We start from the raw sequence: 12,325 nt of genomic DNA, 5'->3' as shown, positions 1-12,325 counted from the left end.
CGACAATGCCCTTGATCAGGCCTTGTTCTCGGTGGCCTCGTCGCTGTCCTCGCGGGCGGCGGCGGTGTCACCGGACGCCGACACCGGCGCCTCGGAGTCCTGGTCGGCCGGAGCCGACTTCGGGGCCTCGTCGGCCGGGGCGAGCGCCTCGACCTTGTCCTGCTGCGCGGCCTTGCGGGCGGCGGTCTTCTTGTTCGCCTTCGGCTCGGCGACCTGAAGCTCCTCCACCAGCTCGATGATCGCCATCGGAGCGGCGTCACCCTTGCGCGGACCGGTCTTCACGATCCGGGTGTAACCGCCGGGGCGGTTGGCGTACCGGGGCGCGATCTGGTCGAACAGGGCGTAGACGACGTCCTTGTCCTTGACGACACCCAGCACCCGACGCCGCGAGGCGAGGTCACCGCGCTTGGCCTTGGTGATGAGCTGCTCGGCCAGCGGGCGCAGCCGCCGGGCCTTCGTCTCGGTGGTCTGGATCTTGCCGTGCTGGAACAGCGCGGTCGCCAGGTTGGCGAGCATCAGCCGCTCGTGCGAGGGGCTGCCGCCGAGGCGGGGGCCCTTGGTGGGCGTGGGCATTTTTGGTGCTCCTCAGTTGTGGCGGCAGCGCGGACTAGAGCTGCTCGGTCTCGCGGTAGTCGTCGGTGTCGTAGTCGGCCTCGCCGAAGGTGTCCACGACGTGCGCCGGGTCGAAGTTCGGAGCCGAGTCCTTCAGCCCGAGACCCATCCCGGCGAGCTTCATCTTGACCTCGTCGATCGACTTCTGACCGAAGTTGCGGATGTCGAGGAGGTCGGCCTCGGTACGCCCGATGAGCTCACCAACGGAGTTGATGCCCTCGCGCTTGAGGCAGTTGTAGGAGCGGACGGTGAGGTCCAGCTCCTCGATCGGCAGAGCGAGGTCCGCCGCCAGCTGGGCGTCCTGCGGGGACGGCCCGATGTCGATGCCCTCGGCGGTCTCGTCCAGCTCCCGGGCGAGCCCGAACAGCTCCACCAGCGTCGAACCGGCGGAGGCCAGCGCGGTACGCGGGCCCATCGACGGCTTGGTCTCGACGTCGATGATCAGCCGGTCGAAGTCGGTACGCTGCTCGACACGGGTCGCCTCGACGCGGTAGGTCACCTTCAGCACCGGCGAGTAGATCGAGTCGACCGGGATGCGGCCGATCTCGGCGCCGGACTGCTTGTTCTGCGCCGCCGTCACGTAGCCCCGGCCCCGCTCGACGGTCAGCTCCATGTCGAGCCGGCCCTTGCCGTTCAGGGTGGCGAGCTTCAGATCCGGGTTGTGCACCGAGACGCCGGCCGGCGGCTGGATGTCGCCCGCCGTCACGTCGCCCGGGCCCTGCTTACGCAGGTACATGCTGACCGGCTCGTCGTGCTCGGAGCTGACGCACAGCTCCTTGATGTTCATGACGAGCTCGACCACGTCCTCCTTGACACCGGGGATCGTGGTGAACTCGTGCAGCACACCGTCGATCTTGATCGAGGTGACGGCCGCGCCCGGGATCGACGACAGCAGCGTACGCCGCAGCGAGTTGCCCAGGGTGTAGCCGAAGCCCGGCTCCAGCGGCTCGATGGCGAACCGCGACCGGGTCTCGTTGATCGACTCCTCGGAGAGGGAGGGTCGCTGGCTGATGAGCATCTTTTCTCTTCTCTTCCGGGACGCCCGCTATTTGACGCCCACGACACAAACTGTTCCGGTGGCCCGCCCAAGCGGGCGGGCCACCGCAACGAGCCCGACTACTTGGAGTAGAGCTCGACGATCAACTGCTCCTGGACCTGCGTGTCGATGACCTGCCGGGCCGGGAGGGAGTGCACGAGCACCTTCATCTGGCTCGGGATGGCCTCAAGCCACGCCGGAACCGTCTTCGAGCCGGCCTGAGCCTGCGCGACGATGAACGGGGTGAGCTCCTTGCTCTTGCCCCGAACCTCGATGATGTCGTGCTCCTTGACGCGGTACGACGGGATGTCGACCTTCTTGCCGTTCACCGTGAAGTGACCGTGCTTGACCAGCTGGCGGGCCATGTCCCGCGAGTGGGCGAAGCCGGCCCGGTAAACGACGTTGTCCAGCCGCGACTCGAGGATCTGCAGGAGGACCTCACCGGTCTTGGCCTGCTTGCCGACGGCTTCCTCGTAGTAACCGCGGAACTGCTTCTCCAGCACGCCGTAGACGCGGCGGGCCTTCTGCTTCTCGCGGAGCTGGAGCAGGTACTCCGTCTCCTTCGTGCGGCCGCGGCCGTGCTGCCCGGGCGGGAACGGCCGGGACTCGAACGGGCACTTCGGACCATCGCACTTGCTGCCCTTGAGGAACAGCTTCATCTTCTCCCGCCGGCAACGGCGGCAGTCTGCACCGGTGTAACGAGCCATCTCTCTCTACCTCTCAGACCCGGCGACGCTTCGGCGGACGGCACCCGTTGTGCGGCTGCGGGGTGACGTCGGCGATCTGCCCGACCTCGAGGCCCACTGCCTGCAGCGAACGGATGGCGGTTTCCCGGCCGGAGCCGGGGCCCTTGACGAACACGTCGACCTTGCGCATGCCGTGCTCCATGGCGCGACGCGCGGCAGCCTCGGCGGCCAGCTGCGCGGCGAACGGAGTCGACTTGCGGGAGCCCTTGAAGCCGACCTGGCCGGCGGAGGCCCAGGAGATGACCGCACCGGTCGGGTCCGTGATGGACACGATGGTGTTGTTGAACGTGCTCTTGATGTGCGCCTGCCCGTGGGCGACGTTCTTGCGTTCCTTGCGCCGGACCTTCTTTACAGCGGCTCCGGCACGAGCCTTCGGTGGCATAAGTCTGTGCGCTCCTAGTTGACTTTCCGGACTGGGTTGCGGTCTGGCCCGCCTCGGCGGCGACCGACCCCGTCATCCGGTTAAGAACTACTTCTTGCCGGGCTTCTTCTTGCCGGCGACGGTCCGCTTCGGGCCCTTGCGGGTCCGGGCATTGGTCTTGGTCCGCTGGCCACGCACGGGCAGGCCCCGGCGGTGCCGGATGCCGGCGTAGCAGCCGATCTCGACCTTGCGGCGGATGTCAGCGGCGACCTCGCGGCGCAGGTCGCCTTCAACCTTGTAGTTGCCCTCGATGTGGTCGCGGAGCTGCACGAGCTCCTCGTCCGTGAGGTCCCGAGCGCGCTTGTCCGGCGAGATGCCGGTGGCGGCGAGCGTCTCCAGGGCGCGGGTGCGACCGACCCCGAAGATGTAGGTGAGCGCGATCTCCAACCGCTTTTCGCGGGGGAGATCCACGCCGACTAGACGTGCCATGTGCGGGCGTACTCCTCGTGATGTGTGGCGGAGGTGTGGACCCGTCCCACCCCGCTACCGGCCGTCCCGTCCTTCCGACGCGATCAGCGCCGGCGACCGGGATCGGTCGCTGCCCAAGCGGGCCCCGGCCTCCGACCGGGGGTCAGCCACGAGGGAGTACGCATCGCGTACCGCTCGCGGCTGGGACGAGCATGTGTGATGTGTGTGTCGCTGGGGATCTGCCGGGACCAACGCCACCCGGCCGTGCTCCGGCCGGACGGGCTGAGTCAGCCCTGGCGCTGCTTGTGGCGCGGGTCGCTGCAGATGACCATGACCCGGCCGTGCCGGCGGATAACCCGGCACTTGTTGCAGATCCTCTTGACGCTCGGCTTGACCTTCACGGTTGCCTTACTTCCCATCTGGCCCGGGGACGCGCGTTGCGCGACACCGGACGTCGAAGACGGACACGGGACTTCCCGGCCGTCGTCAGGACTACTTGTAGCGGTAGACGATGCGCCCGCGGGTCAGGTCGTACGGCGAAAGTTCGACGACGACCCGGTCCTCCGGAAGGATGCGGATGTAGTGCTGCCGCATCTTGCCGCTGATGTGAGCCAACACCTTGTGGCCGTTCGCGAGCTCCACCCGGAACATGGCGTTCGGCAGGGGCTCGATGACCCGACCCTCGATCTCAATGGCTCCGTCTTTTTTCGGCATGTCCTCCGCTGTCCTGACGTCGATTGCTCCGGGCGGCCCACAACGTCTTACACGGAAATCTGATCAGAATCAGAAGCCCGCGCCAGCCGCGGCTCCAGCTCCCACCGAAGCGCAGGGTGGGCATGCCGGAGTGGACGCTGTGCGCCGATCTGAAAGTGTACGCCGGCCTGCAGTCCGCCGCCAAACCGGCCACCCCCCACCCCGCGCGTCGCCCCCACGGCTCCCATCCCCAGTTCCGTTGATCATGAAGTTGTTGCCACGAATCGCCGGTGCCGGTGGCAGTAACTTCATGATCAACGCGGGAAGAGTGGGAGCCGAGCCGGGGGGCCGGGGTTATTGGGGGGTGTCGGGGTTGATGGCGCGCTTTGCCTGTTTGCGTTCCTGGCGGCGCTGCCGCTTGATGGCCTCGCGCCGGGGCTCTCCCCCGGCCAGTCCCGTGACGGTGCGGATCACCAGCACCGCGCCCCACGGCCCGGCCACCCAGGCCGGCCAGAAGTGCTGCAGGTCCTGGCTGAGCAGTGACGCCACCGCCCAGATGGTCACCACGATGGCAATCACCCGCAGGTACGGGAACCACACCTCGGCCAACCAGCGGGCGGTGGCACCCCGGGTGGCCGTCTGACCGGGCTGGTCACCCAGCAGGCCCACGGTCGGGGCGGTCGCCGGCGCCAGACCCGACCGCTGCGCCGGCGTCACCGGCGGCAGGTCGGCGAGCAGGACCTTCAGGTCGGCGTACGTGCGTGCGGCGTAGGCCCGCTGCAACCGCTCGTCGTACTCGTGCAGGTCCAGCCGGCCCTCCTCGAGGGCGACCCGCAACCGGTCGGCCACCGCCGCACGGTCCGAGTCAGCGGCTCGCATCCCGTCGCGCCCGTCCATGCCGGCAAGCATGCCACCGTCGCGCCAGTCCGCCCGACCCCCGACCCTGGTCGATCATGAAGTTGTTGCCAGTCTCACCGGCGTGTCGGGGCAACAACTTCATGCTCAACGGGCGGACCGAGGACCCTGGGAGGGTTAGGGGGTTGTTGAGGCGGCAGGTTGGCGGGCGGTCACCAGGTCGCCCAGGCGGGCGCGGCCTCCGTCGAAGGCGGTGAGCACCCAGACCCCGTCCGGCAGCAACGCCATCGAGTGCTCGACGTGCGCGGCCACCGAGCCGTCCCGGGTGACGACCGTCCACCCGTCGGCCAACTCGACGGTACGCGGCGACGCCATGGTGATCATCGGCTCGATCGCCAGCGCCATCCCGGGAACCAGACGCGGGCCCTTGCCCGGCCGGCCGTGGTTGAGCACGTGCGGGTCCTGATGCATCTCGGTCCCGATGCCGTGCCCGCCGTAACCGTCGACGATGCCGTACCGACCGCCCTGGCGCACAGCGGTCTCCACCGCGTGCGAGATGTCGGTGAGGCGGCCCTTGCCGCTCGCCGCGCCCCGGGCGGCGGCGGCGATGCCGGCCCACATCGCGTCCTCGGCGACCTCGGCCATCTTCAGCAGCGCCGGGTCGACGTCGCCGACCCCGACCGTGATGGCGGAATCGCCGTGCCACCCGTTCAACACCGCGCCGCAGTCGATGGAGATCAGGTCACCGGGCTGGAGCACCTGCTTCGGCGACGGGATGGCGTGCACGATCTGCTCGTTGACCGAGGAACAGATCGACGCCGGGAACCCGTGATAGCCCTTGAACGACGGAACGCCACCCGCCTCGCGGATGGTCGCCTCGGCGATAGCGTCCAGATCGGCGGTGCTCACGCCGGGGGCAACAGCCTCCCGCATCCGGCGCAGCGCCTCGGCCACCACCAGCCCGGCGGCCCGCATCTTCTCGATCTGGTCAGGAGTCTTCAGCTGGATGTCCAGCTGGGGACGACGCATGGAGCGATTACCTTTCGTGGCCGTTCAGCGGGGCACGTCACGCGTACCCCGCTGTTCGCACTCTATCCGCCGTGAACCGGTCGGACCTCAGCCGCCGTATGACCGCAGGGCGTCGATGGCCCGGGTGGTGACGTCCTCCACCGGGCCGGTGGCGTCGATCCCGACCAGCTTGCCCTGAGCGCCGTAGTAGTCGACCAGGGGTGCGGTCTTCTCGCTGTACTCACGAAGCCGCGTGGCGATCGTCTCCGGCTTGTCGTCGTCGCGCTGGAACAGCTCGGCGCCGCACCGGTCACAGATGCCCGGCCGGGTGGTGGCGTCGAACTCGACGTGCCAGATCTTGCCGCAGCCCCGGCAGGTACGCCGACCGGAGAGCCGCCGGATCACCTCGTCGTCGTCGACGACCAGCTCCAGGACCAGATCCAGGGCGGTGCCCAGATCAGCGAGGAGCTTGTCCAGAGCGGCCGCCTGCGGAGTCGTCCGCGGGAAGCCGTCGAGCAGGAAACCCTCGCTGGCGTCGGGCTCGGCCAGCCGGTCCCGGACCATGTTGATGGTGACCTCGTCCGGGACCAGCTCGCCCGCGTCCATGTACCGCTTCGCCTCGATACCGAGGGGCGTGCCCTGGGTGACGTTCGACCGGAAGATGTCTCCGGTCGAGATCTTCGGCACCGAGAGGTGTGCGGCGATGAACTCGGCCTGTGTGCCCTTGCCCGCGCCCGGCGGGCCAACCAGAACGAGTCTCATCTACCGCAGGAACCCTTCGTAGTTCCGCTGCATGAGTTGGCTCTCGATCTGCTTCACGGTCTCCAGACCGACGCCGACCATGATGAGCACAGCGGTGCCGCCGAACGGGAAGTTCTGGTACTGCTGGTTGTCCAGCCAGATGAAGAAGAAGTTCGGCAGGATCGAGATCACGCCGAGGTAGAGCGCGCCCGGCAGGGTGATCCGGCTGAGGATGAAGTCGAGGTAGTCGGCGGTCGGCTTGCCGGGGCGGATGCCCGGCACGAAGCCGCCGTACTTCTTCATGTTGTCAGCGACCTCGGTCGGGTTGAACGTGATCGACACGTAGAAGTACGTGAAGAAGATGATCAGCAGGAAGTAGACCGAGATGTAGATCGGGCTGCTCGGGTTGACCAGGTTGTTCTGGATCCACGACTGGGTCTTGCCCGGGTCGGTCTGGTCGAAGAACTGCAGCGCCAACTGCGGCAGGTAGAGCAGCGACGAGCCGAAGATGACCGGGATCACACCAGCCTGGTTGACCTTCAGCGGGATGTAGGTCGACGTGCCGCCGTACATCCGCCGGCCGATCATCCGCTTGGCGTACTGCACCGGGATCCGGCGCTGCGCCTGCTCGATGAAGGTGACAGCGGTGATGACCACCAGGACCAGGGCGATGACCAGGGCGAACATGTCCCAGCCCTTGCTGGTCTTGATCTGCCAGCCCTCACTGGGCAGCCGCGCCGCGATCGAGGTGAAGATCAGGACGGACATGCCGTTGCCGACGCCGCGGTCGGTGATCAGCTCGCCGAGCCACATGACCATGCCGGTGCCGGCGGTCATCGTCATCACCAGGATGGACAGCGTCAGCCAGTCCGGGATGCCGGTGCCGGTCGGGATGATCGGGAACTGGTCGCACCGGTTCTGGAACAGCTGGCCGGAGCGGGCCAGGGCCACGAACGCCGAGGCCTGCAGCACACCGAGGCCCAGGGTCAGGTAGCGGGTGTACTGGGTGATCTTCGCCTGACCGGCCTGGCCCTCCTTGCGGAGCTGCTCCAGACGCGGGATCACGACGGTCAGCAGCTGCAGGATGATCGACGCGGTGATGTAGGGCATGATGCCCAGCGCGAAGACCGAGAGCTGCAGCAGCGCTCCGCCGGAGAAGAGGTTGAGCAGGTTCACCACCCCGGTGGTGTCACCCTGGATGGTGTCGAGGCACTTCTGCACGTTGCCGTACGAGACGCCCGGGCTGGGGAGCGTTGCACCCAGCCGGTAGACCGCGATGATGCCTACTGTGAACAGCAGCTTCTTGCGCAGGTCAGGCGTACGGAACGCACTGAGAAAGGCGGACAGCAACTTCTTCCTCCTGCGCGAGGCGGGCCGCCGGTGATCCCTGGCGGGTCGGGGTGGATCACGGGCGAGTGCCCGCAATCCATGGCTGGGATGGGACTCTAACAGCCTCACCCCGGTCCGGGCAGATGCGCCCGACTACATAAATCGATTCCGATGTTACCGGGCGCTCAGGCCCCAGGCAGACCATGGCGCCCGCCAGTTGCTCACAACTGGACGGGCGCCATGGTCGTACGCCTTACAGCTCGGTGACGGAGCCACCGGCGGCGGCGATCTTCTCCTTGGCCGACGCACTGAACGCGTGCGCGGACACCTGGAGCGCCACACCGCCGAGATCCCCGGTGCCGAGGACCTTGACCGGGTGACCCTTGCGGACCGCGCCGGACTCGACGAGCTCCAGCGGGCCGACCTGACCACCGTTCGGGAACAGCTCAGCGAGTCGGTCCAGGTTGACCACCTGGAAGACCACCTTGAACTTGTTCTTGAAGCCCTTCATCTTCGGCAGGCGCATGTGGATGGGCATCTGCCCACCCTCGAACGCCGCCGAGATGTTCTTGCGGGCCTTGGAGCCCTTCGTACCGCGACCAGCGGTCTTGCCCTTGGAACCCTCACCGCGACCCACACGGGTCTTCGCGGTCTTGGAACCAGGCGCCGGGCGCAGGTGGTGAACCTTGATCGTCATTACTCGACCTCCTCGACCTTCACGAGGTGGTTGACCGTGAAGATCATGCCGCGGATCTCGGGCCGGTCCTCCTTGACCACCACGTCGTTGATCCGCTTGAGACCGAGCGAACGCAGCGAGTCACGCTGGTTCTGCTTGGTCCCGATACCGGACCGGAGCTGGGTGACCTTCAGGCGTGCCATCAGGACGTCACCCCCGCCCGCGACGCCAGCATGGCGGCCGGCGCGACGTCCTCCACCGGCAGGCCACGACGCGCCGCGACCTGCTCGGGGGACTCAAGCCCCTTCAGGGCCGCCACGGTGGCGTGCACGATGTTGATCGGGTTCGACGAGCCGAGGCTCTTGGAGAGCACGTCGTGGATACCGGCGCACTCCAGCACGGCACGCACCGGACCACCGGCGATGACACCCGTACCGGCCGAGGCCGGCTTGAGCAGCACCACACCGGCCGCGTCCTCACCCGTCACCGGGTGCGGGATCGAGGCGCCGATACGCGGAACCTTGAAGAAGTGCTTCTTGGCCTCCTCGACACCCTTGGCGATGGCCGCGGGCACCTCCTTGGCCTTTCCGTAGCCCACGCCGACCGTGCCGTCGCCGTCGCCCACGATCACCAGGGCGGTGAAGCTGAAGCGACGACCACCCTTCACGACCTTGGCGACGCGGTTGATCGCGACGACCCGCTCAAGGTGCGGGGTCTTCTCGACGGGCGCGTTTCCGCGGCCGCCCTCACGGCGGTTGTCGCGGCGACCACCCTCGTTGCCACCGGACCCGCCGCCACGGCGCTGTTGACCTGGCATCAGCAGCCTTCCTTCTCTCTCGTGACGGGGTTGTTAGAACTCGAGCCCGGCTTCGCGGGCGGCGTCGGCAAGCGCGGCGACTCGCCCCGCGTACCGGTTGCCACCGCGGTCGAAGACGACCTTGGAGACGCCGGCGGCCTTGGCCCGCTCGGCGAGCAGCGCGCCCACCTTGCCGGCCAGGGCGCTCTTGTCGCCCTCCGCACCGCGCAGCGAGGCGTCCAGGGTCGACGCCGACGCCAGGGTGTGACCCTTGGTGTCGTCGACGATCTGGGCGACCATGTGCCGCAGGGAGCGGGTGACGACCAGGCGCGGACGCTCGGCCGTACCGCTGACGTTCTTGCGGACGCGGAAGTGTCGACGCGCACGCCCAACGGCGCGCTTGGCGGCGACACCGCGGCGGCGCTTGAGCAGCGTGGCGCTCACTTCTTACCTGCCTTTCCAGCCTTGCGGCGGATGACCTCGCCCTGGTACTTGACGCCCTTGCCCTTGTAGGGCTCCGGCGGGCGGATCTTCCGGATGTTGGCGGCGACCTCACCGACCTGCTGCTTGTCGATGCCAGCCACGTGGAACAGGGTCGGCCGCTCCACCGTGAAGGTGATGCCCGCCGGGGCGGGGACGACCACCGGGTGCGAGAACCCGAGCGCGAACTCGAGGTCCGAACCCTTGGCGGTGACCCGGTAACCGGTGCCGGCGATCTCCAGGCTCTTGCGGTAGCCCTCGGTGACCCCGACGATCATGTTGGCGACCAGCGTACGGCTCAGGCCGTGGAGTTCCTTGGCCTTGCGCTCGTCGTTCGGCCGGTTGACGCTCAGCTCGCCGTCCTCGCCACGCTCGATCGTGATCGGCTCGGCGAGGGTGTGCTCAAGCTGGCCCTTGGGGCCCTTGACCTTGACGGTCTGCCCGTCGATCGTGATATCGACGCCGGCTGGTACCGGGATCGACTTACGTCCAATTCGCGACATTTCTACCTGTCTCCCGTTACCAGACGAAGGCGAGGACTTCCCCGCCAACACTCCGCTTGCGGGCCTGCCGGTCGGTCAGCAGCCCCTGGGACGTCGAAATGATCGCCACGCCCAGCCCACCGAGCACCCGCGGGAGCCCGTCCGACTTGGCGTACACCCGGAGACCGGGCTTGGACACGCGCTTGATACCGGCCAGGCTCCGCTCGCGGTTCTGGCCGTACTTCAGCTCGACGACCAGTCGCTTGCCGACGGCGCCCTCCTCGGGCTCCTCGACCGACCAGGTGGCGATGTAACCCTCGGCCTTCAAGACCTCGGCGATGTTCGCCTTGATCTTGGAGTAGGGCATCTTCACCTGATCGTGGTACGCCTGGTTGGCGTTACGCAGACGCGTGAGCATGTCTGCGATCGGGTCGGTCATCGTCATGGATTTCGTCAGCCTTTCTCGCCGGGGTTCCCGGGGCACCAGCCCCGGGCCTACGGCGAAGAGCAATACCTAATCGGTGCAGGAGTTCCCGGCCGACGGCCGGGACGCGGTCGCCCTTACCAGGAAGCCTTGGACACGCCCGGCAGCTCACCGCGGTGAGCCATCTCCCGGATGCAGACCCGGCAGAGCCCGAACTTGCGGTAGACCGCCTTCGGACGCCCGCACCGCTGGCAGCGGGTGTACGCGCGAACCGAGAACTTCGGCTTCGCGGCCGCCTTGATGATCAGCGCCTTCTTGGCCATCTCAGTTCTCCTTGAACGGGAAGCCCAGGAGCTTGAGCAGCGCCCGGCCCTCGTCGTCGGTCGTGGCGGTCGTGACCACCGTGATGTCCATGCCCCGCTGGCGATCGATCTTGTCCTGGTCGATCTCGTGGAACACCGACTGCTCGGTCAGACCGAACGTGTAGTTGCCGTGCCCGTCCAGCTTGCGCCCGTCCAGGCCGCGGAAGTCGCGGATACGCGGCAGCGCGATGGAGAGCAGCCGGTCCAGGAACTCCCACATCCGGTCGCCACGAAGGGTGACCTTCGCGCCGATCGGCATGCCCTCGCGGAGCTTGAACTGCGCGATGGACTTGGTCGCCCGCCGCACCTGCGGCTTCTGGCCGGTGATCGTGGCGAGGTCGCGGACCGCACCGTCGATCAGCTTGGCGTCGCGAGCAGCCTCGCCGACACCCATGTTGACGACGATCTTGACCAGCCGCGGCACCTGCATGGGGTTGCCGTAGCTGTGCTGCTCACGCAGCTGGGCCACGATCTCGTTGCGGTACCGCTCCTTGAGGCGCGGCAGGGTCTTTTCGGTAGCCGTGGTCATCACAGGTCCTTACCGGTGCTACGCGCGATGCGGACCTTCTGGCCGTTGTCGTCGATCCGGTAACCGACGCGGGTCGGCTTGCCGTCGGAGTCCAGGACCTGCACGTTCGAGACGTGGATCGGGGCCTCCTGAGTGACGATGCCGCCGGTCTTGGCGCCACGCTGGGTGGTGCTGATGCGGGTGTGCTTCTTGACCCGGTTCACGCCCTCGACCAGGACCTTGTCCTGCCGCGGGTAGGCCGCGATGACCTTGCCCTTGGCACCCTTGTCCTTGCCGGCGATGACGACGACCGTGTCGCCCTTCTTGACCTTCACGGTCACAACACCTCCGGCGCGAGGGAAATAATCTTCATGAACCGCTTGTCCCGCAGCTCCCGGCCCACCGGGCCGAAGATACGGGTTCCACGCGGGTCCCCGCCGTCCTTGATGATGACGGCGGCGTTCTCGTCGAAGCGGATGTACGAGCCGTCCGGACGCCGCTTCTCCTTCGCGGTGCGAACGACGACAGCCTTGACGACGTCGCCCTTCTTCACACCGGCACCCGGGATGGCGTCCTTGACCGTGGCCACGATGACGTCGCCGATGCTCGCGTAGCGCCGACCCGAGCCACCGAGAACCCGGATGCACAGGATCTCCCGAGCACCCGTGTTGTCGGCGACGCGCAGTCGCGACTCCTGCTGAATCACGTCTATCTCCTATGTCTGCCGGTTCTCCGGCCGCCGTAGCGG

21 protein-coding genes are annotated in these 12,325 nt (G+C 67.6%); all 21 read right to left on the bottom strand.

The genetic code is table 11. The features are described from left to right. Positions 1 to 15: 15 nt before the first annotated feature. Entirely contained in the window at positions 16 to 573 is a 558-nt protein-coding gene (gene rplQ, locus ACX27O_RS16565; RefSeq protein WP_030329923.1) for a 50S ribosomal protein L17, read from the bottom strand. A 34-nt stretch (positions 574 to 607) separates the two neighbouring features. Next, positions 608 to 1,630 carry a DNA-directed RNA polymerase subunit alpha gene (locus tag ACX27O_RS16560; RefSeq protein ID WP_007465227.1) on the bottom strand — a complete coding sequence of 341 codons (1,023 nt, stop codon included), beginning with the start codon at positions 1,628 to 1,630 and terminating at the stop codon, positions 608 to 610. A 98-nt stretch (positions 1,631 to 1,728) separates the two neighbouring features. Further along, complete coding sequence (gene rpsD / locus ACX27O_RS16555; protein ID WP_030329921.1) at positions 1,729 to 2,355, bottom strand: 30S ribosomal protein S4; 627 nt, start codon at positions 2,353 to 2,355, stop codon at positions 1,729 to 1,731. A gap of 13 nt (positions 2,356 to 2,368) precedes the next feature. Then, complete coding sequence (gene rpsK, locus ACX27O_RS16550) at positions 2,369 to 2,776, bottom strand: 30S ribosomal protein S11 (protein ID WP_030329919.1); 408 nt, start codon at positions 2,774 to 2,776, stop codon at positions 2,369 to 2,371. Between the two features lie 87 nt (positions 2,777 to 2,863). Then, a complete protein-coding gene (gene rpsM / locus ACX27O_RS16545) occupies positions 2,864 to 3,244 on the bottom strand; it encodes a 30S ribosomal protein S13 (protein WP_030329917.1) in 381 nt (126 codons plus the stop codon). 266 nt (positions 3,245 to 3,510) lie between these two features. Then, complete coding sequence (gene rpmJ / locus ACX27O_RS16540) at positions 3,511 to 3,624, bottom strand: 50S ribosomal protein L36 (RefSeq protein WP_043965539.1); 114 nt, start codon at positions 3,622 to 3,624, stop codon at positions 3,511 to 3,513. Positions 3,625 to 3,715: 91 nt separating this feature from the next. Continuing rightward, positions 3,716 to 3,937 carry a translation initiation factor IF-1 gene (infA, locus tag ACX27O_RS16535; RefSeq protein ID WP_007073013.1) on the bottom strand — a complete coding sequence of 74 codons (222 nt, stop codon included), beginning with the start codon at positions 3,935 to 3,937 and terminating at the stop codon, positions 3,716 to 3,718. 333 nt (positions 3,938 to 4,270) lie between these two features. Then, entirely contained in the window at positions 4,271 to 4,813 is a 543-nt protein-coding gene (locus ACX27O_RS16530) for a DUF1707 SHOCT-like domain-containing protein (protein ID WP_209444510.1), read from the bottom strand. A 135-nt stretch (positions 4,814 to 4,948) separates the two neighbouring features. Beyond that, the gene (map, locus tag ACX27O_RS16525) at positions 4,949 to 5,800 is read right to left on the bottom strand and encodes a type I methionyl aminopeptidase (RefSeq protein ID WP_458939712.1); all 852 of its coding nucleotides are present in this window, start codon (positions 5,798 to 5,800) and stop codon (positions 4,949 to 4,951) included. A gap of 87 nt (positions 5,801 to 5,887) precedes the next feature. Then, positions 5,888 to 6,541, bottom strand: coding sequence for an adenylate kinase (locus tag ACX27O_RS16520; RefSeq protein WP_030329911.1), 654 nt, complete (start codon positions 6,539 to 6,541; stop codon positions 5,888 to 5,890). After that, on the bottom strand, positions 6,542 to 7,870 hold the full coding sequence (gene secY / locus ACX27O_RS16515) for a preprotein translocase subunit SecY (RefSeq protein WP_030329909.1): 1,329 nt from the start codon (positions 7,868 to 7,870) through the stop codon (positions 6,542 to 6,544). Positions 7,871 to 8,102: 232 nt separating this feature from the next. Further along, the gene (gene rplO / locus ACX27O_RS16510; RefSeq protein ID WP_030329906.1) at positions 8,103 to 8,546 is read right to left on the bottom strand and encodes a 50S ribosomal protein L15; all 444 of its coding nucleotides are present in this window, start codon (positions 8,544 to 8,546) and stop codon (positions 8,103 to 8,105) included. Continuing rightward, on the bottom strand, positions 8,546 to 8,728 hold the full coding sequence (gene rpmD, locus ACX27O_RS16505) for a 50S ribosomal protein L30 (RefSeq protein ID WP_030329904.1): 183 nt from the start codon (positions 8,726 to 8,728) through the stop codon (positions 8,546 to 8,548). The genes rplO and rpmD overlap by 1 nt, the downstream gene beginning before the upstream one ends. Further along, positions 8,728 to 9,342: a 30S ribosomal protein S5 gene (gene rpsE / locus ACX27O_RS16500; RefSeq protein WP_458939711.1), complete on the bottom strand. Its 615-nt coding sequence runs from the start codon at positions 9,340 to 9,342 to the stop codon at positions 8,728 to 8,730. Before rpsE ends, rpmD begins: the two co-directional genes overlap by 1 nt. A gap of 33 nt (positions 9,343 to 9,375) precedes the next feature. Further along, positions 9,376 to 9,765 carry a 50S ribosomal protein L18 gene (rplR, locus tag ACX27O_RS16495; protein ID WP_030329901.1) on the bottom strand — a complete coding sequence of 130 codons (390 nt, stop codon included), beginning with the start codon at positions 9,763 to 9,765 and terminating at the stop codon, positions 9,376 to 9,378. Further along, positions 9,762 to 10,304 (bottom strand): 50S ribosomal protein L6, encoded by a 543-nt coding sequence (gene rplF, locus ACX27O_RS16490; protein ID WP_030329899.1) that lies wholly within the window; start codon positions 10,302 to 10,304, stop codon positions 9,762 to 9,764. The genes rplR and rplF overlap by 4 nt, the downstream gene beginning before the upstream one ends. Before the next feature lie 16 nt (positions 10,305 to 10,320). Then, a complete protein-coding gene (gene rpsH, locus ACX27O_RS16485; RefSeq protein WP_007465270.1) occupies positions 10,321 to 10,728 on the bottom strand; it encodes a 30S ribosomal protein S8 in 408 nt (135 codons plus the stop codon). Positions 10,729 to 10,844: 116 nt separating this feature from the next. Beyond that, complete coding sequence (locus ACX27O_RS16480) at positions 10,845 to 11,030, bottom strand: type Z 30S ribosomal protein S14 (protein ID WP_007465272.1); 186 nt, start codon at positions 11,028 to 11,030, stop codon at positions 10,845 to 10,847. 1 nt (position 11,031) lies between these two features. Further along, positions 11,032 to 11,598 (bottom strand): 50S ribosomal protein L5, encoded by a 567-nt coding sequence (gene rplE / locus ACX27O_RS16475; protein ID WP_030329896.1) that lies wholly within the window; start codon positions 11,596 to 11,598, stop codon positions 11,032 to 11,034. Next, positions 11,598 to 11,918, bottom strand: coding sequence for a 50S ribosomal protein L24 (gene rplX, locus ACX27O_RS16470; protein ID WP_007465276.1), 321 nt, complete (start codon positions 11,916 to 11,918; stop codon positions 11,598 to 11,600). The genes rplE and rplX overlap by 1 nt, the downstream gene beginning before the upstream one ends. Further along, entirely contained in the window at positions 11,915 to 12,283 is a 369-nt protein-coding gene (gene rplN / locus ACX27O_RS16465) for a 50S ribosomal protein L14 (protein ID WP_007073026.1), read from the bottom strand. The genes rplX and rplN overlap by 4 nt, the downstream gene beginning before the upstream one ends. Positions 12,284 to 12,325 lie beyond the last annotated feature (42 nt).

This window comes from Micromonospora sp. SD19 (genome assembly GCF_054462275.1).
Note: the sequence above shows the minus strand (reverse complement) of the source record. Positions and strands in the feature narration are given on the sequence as shown.

Excerpts from the sequence above, each read along its gene's own strand:
- rplQ (WP_030329923.1), bottom strand. The coding sequence starts at position 573 with ATGCCCACGCCCACCAAGGGCCCCCGCCTCGGCGGCAGCCCCTCGCAC.
- ACX27O_RS16560 (WP_007465227.1), bottom strand. The coding sequence starts at position 1,630 with ATGCTCATCAGCCAGCGACCCTCCCTCTCCGAGGAGTCGATCAACGAG.
- rpsD (WP_030329921.1), bottom strand. The coding sequence starts at position 2,355 with ATGGCTCGTTACACCGGTGCAGACTGCCGCCGTTGCCGGCGGGAGAAG.
- rpsK (WP_030329919.1), bottom strand. The coding sequence starts at position 2,776 with ATGCCACCGAAGGCTCGTGCCGGAGCCGCTGTAAAGAAGGTCCGGCGC.
- rpsM (WP_030329917.1), bottom strand. The coding sequence starts at position 3,244 with ATGGCACGTCTAGTCGGCGTGGATCTCCCCCGCGAAAAGCGGTTGGAG.
- infA (WP_007073013.1), bottom strand. The coding sequence starts at position 3,937 with ATGCCGAAAAAAGACGGAGCCATTGAGATCGAGGGTCGGGTCATCGAG.
- ACX27O_RS16530 (WP_209444510.1), bottom strand. The coding sequence starts at position 4,813 with ATGGACGGGCGCGACGGGATGCGAGCCGCTGACTCGGACCGTGCGGCG.
- map (WP_458939712.1), bottom strand. The coding sequence starts at position 5,800 with ATGCGTCGTCCCCAGCTGGACATCCAGCTGAAGACTCCTGACCAGATC.
- ACX27O_RS16520 (WP_030329911.1), bottom strand. The coding sequence starts at position 6,541 with ATGAGACTCGTTCTGGTTGGCCCGCCGGGCGCGGGCAAGGGCACACAG.
- rplO (WP_030329906.1), bottom strand. The coding sequence starts at position 8,546 with ATGACGATCAAGGTTCACCACCTGCGCCCGGCGCCTGGTTCCAAGACC.
- rpmD (WP_030329904.1), bottom strand. The coding sequence starts at position 8,728 with ATGGCACGCCTGAAGGTCACCCAGCTCCGGTCCGGTATCGGGACCAAG.
- rpsE (WP_458939711.1), bottom strand. The coding sequence starts at position 9,342 with ATGCCAGGTCAACAGCGCCGTGGCGGCGGGTCCGGTGGCAACGAGGGT.
- rplF (WP_030329899.1), bottom strand. The coding sequence starts at position 10,304 with ATGTCGCGAATTGGACGTAAGTCGATCCCGGTACCAGCCGGCGTCGAT.
- rpsH (WP_007465270.1), bottom strand. The coding sequence starts at position 10,728 with ATGACGATGACCGACCCGATCGCAGACATGCTCACGCGTCTGCGTAAC.
- ACX27O_RS16480 (WP_007465272.1), bottom strand. The coding sequence starts at position 11,030 with ATGGCCAAGAAGGCGCTGATCATCAAGGCGGCCGCGAAGCCGAAGTTC.
- rplE (WP_030329896.1), bottom strand. The coding sequence starts at position 11,598 with ATGACCACGGCTACCGAAAAGACCCTGCCGCGCCTCAAGGAGCGGTAC.